Source organism: Streptomyces sp. GbtcB7 (assembly GCF_019091445.1).
Taxonomy (GTDB): Bacteria; Actinomycetota; Actinomycetes; order Streptomycetales; family Streptomycetaceae; genus Streptomyces; species Streptomyces mirabilis.
The window spans coordinates 1-2527 of sequence record NZ_JAGXJM010000111.1 but is presented as its reverse complement, the minus strand read 5'-3'; the positions used below and the strand labels follow the sequence as shown (position 1 = coordinate 2527).

Sequence of the window (2527 nt, the reverse complement as noted above, 5' to 3'; positions counted from 1 at the left end):
TGGTCGGGTAGCCGGGTCATGTTGCCATGACCCGGCCCCCTCAGAACCGGGCATGCCTGTTTCCAAGCACCACGGCTCAAGCAAGCCCAAACGCTTCACAGGATCTGCTATTTGGTGGTGCCATCGCGTGCATGAAGTTGCTGATGGCATTCGGAGTGCACGAGTCGAAGATTCTTGACTTCATCAGATCCACCGTCTCGCCGGTAGGTGAAGTGGTGTTTGTGCAACCGCTTCTTCATCGCGTCGAACCAGTCAATCCACTCGCGTGGGCTTTCTGGCTCATATTCCGCGCCGACGATGAGCGCCTGACCACAGAGCGGACAAAGTCCTTTCTGGCGGGCTGCCAGAGTCAGGCTGATTCTGTCCATCGGTGGGGGTGTGCGCGTCTTGCGGCGTTGGCTCCAGTAGTCACCGAGCGTGGGATCGTCAGGTGAGGACTTTCCCTTGACAAGCTGGTGCCGTCTGATGTTGGTCCAGGCGAACTTGGGAAGGTGTGCACCTGTGGTGCGGTCACCGAAGACCCAGTTGTTGTTCTTGGACCGGTTGAGTCTGCCGAAGTACTTGCTGACGATCCAGTGCTTCGACTTCTTCGGGTGGGTGCGTTTGGCCCATTTGTAGGTGAGCGTCCAAACGTAACTATCCAGCGCTGAGAACGTCTTGCTGGATACCACCGTCCGGTAGTACGCAGACCAGCCCCTGACGATAGGGGAAAGTCTGCGCAGTACGACTGTGATGTTCTGCCCGAGGAGAGCCTGCATCTCGGAGCGCAGTCGATTCCGGATTCTCTTCACCGCATCCTTGCTGGGCGTAATGATCAGGCTGTCGCCATGGCGGCGGACATTGAATCCGAGGAAGTCGAATCCTTCCGATAGATGGAGGATTCGTGTCTTCTCTTCGTTGAAGCGAAGCCCTCGGGGTTCAAGCCAGATGCCCATTCGCGACTTGACCGTCTCAGCCTCTTCCTTGCTCGTGCAGAACACGGCAAAGTCGTCGGCGTAACGCACCAGAATGGGCGTCCCTTTCGCGGCCCACATCACCTTTCCTTTGCGGGTTGCGAACCGGACGCCTGCGGATTCCTCCATTCCGTGGAGTGCAATGTTGAGCAACAGGGGGCTGATCACTCCGCCTTGAGGTGTTCCCTCGTCGGTGCGAGTGAAGCGTCCATTGTCGACCACTCCCGCCTTCAGCCACTGGCGGACGAGTTCCCTGGCGGGGAAGCCGCCGACACCGTCGAGCAGGTGGTCGTGGTCGATGCGGTCGAACGCTGCGGCCAGGTCGGCGTCGAGTACCCACTGACGCTTGGCCGCCTTGCCCTTCGCGGTGCTGAAGATCGCCTGGATGGCGTCGTGGCATCCGCGGCCTGGCCGGAATCCGTAGGAGCGTGATTCGAACCGGGCTTCCCACTCAGGTTCCAGCGCATTCTTCACGCGTGCCTGGATTACTCGGTCGCGCATGACCGGGATACCGAGCGGGCGTTGCTTTCCATTGCTCTTCGGGATATAGACCCGCTTGACGGGCTTGGCTCTCCAGGGTTGGGTTTGCTGGCCAATATCGACCGCCATGCGGGCACGCGCCTGGGGGGTGAGTGCCCGTTCCCTGTCGATGCCTGCCGTCTTGCGGCCCTTGCTCTGCTGTGTCACTCGTTTCACACTCACGAGCGTGTTACTGCGGCTCCGCAACATGAGCTTTTGCAGATTGCGGACCTTCTTGAGGTCCCCTTCCTGTGTCGCTTTGAAGATCCGTTGTCTCAGGCGCCGTACGTTTCCCTCAGTGCTGGCCCAGTCGATGCTGTGCCAGTCCAGTGGGTCGCCCTGCGGTCCGTTCACTCCGGAGGTGCGGCCGGCAGCAGGGGCTGTCTGTCGCATGTTCCTCCTTTGCATCTAACTTGTCCGGAAGGTTCTGGCGTCGTTACTCGGGATGGTTCAAAGGCTCACCCGGCCCACGTGGGCACCCTTGCGGGTCAGGTCATTCAGACCTGTATCCGGCGAGTTATAGCCTGGGTTGAAGGACTCCAGGGTTTTCCTCCGACCTTTCGGTCGACCGGCGTTCGCTTCTTGGGCCATCCTGTTCCCGCTGGAGAGTTGGGCCTTCCTTGCGGTTGGCTTACCGGGCCAGAGCCCGGACTCCAACGGGGTTTCCACGTTCCACACACGTAAGTTGCAGCTGGGGTGGGTGCCCCCTCTATCCCGGAACCGGCGGTGTCCTCCTCCCGATCTAAAGTCCTCGGGAGTCGCCTGGCGTGTTCCAACGCCGGGTTCTGTAGCCGCTGATTACGAACCATCGGGCGGCTTCAACCTTACGAGACATCAGCAGGGGTTCACACTGTTCACCCGTCCAGCCTTTCCCTCGCCTGTTGTTCCCCGATGGCCAGGGAACCCTTGGGCTTGAACACTCAGCTTCACACCTCGCTGTTACCAGCGACGCATGTGAGCGCGGGAACGGATTGCAGACACTAATCCGGGGTCAGCACGCTTTCGCTCCCTTCGTGGCTTTCCCACTTAACGTGTGCGACTTCGTGTCGCACCTT

The 2527-nt window shown here is 60.2% G+C and carries 1 protein-coding gene; it reads right to left on the bottom strand.

The features are described from left to right. Positions 1-107: 107 nt before the first annotated feature. Positions 108-1865: a group II intron reverse transcriptase/maturase gene (gene ltrA / locus KVT44_RS55385; protein ID WP_217576816.1), complete on the bottom strand. Its 1758-nt coding sequence runs from the start codon at positions 1863-1865 to the stop codon at positions 108-110. Positions 1866-2527 lie beyond the last annotated feature (662 nt).

Bases quoted from the DNA above. Each gene is read 5' to 3' on its own strand.
- ltrA (WP_217576816.1), bottom strand. From the start codon at position 1,865: ATGCGACAGACAGCCCCTGCTGCCGGCCGCACCTCCGGAGTGAACGGA.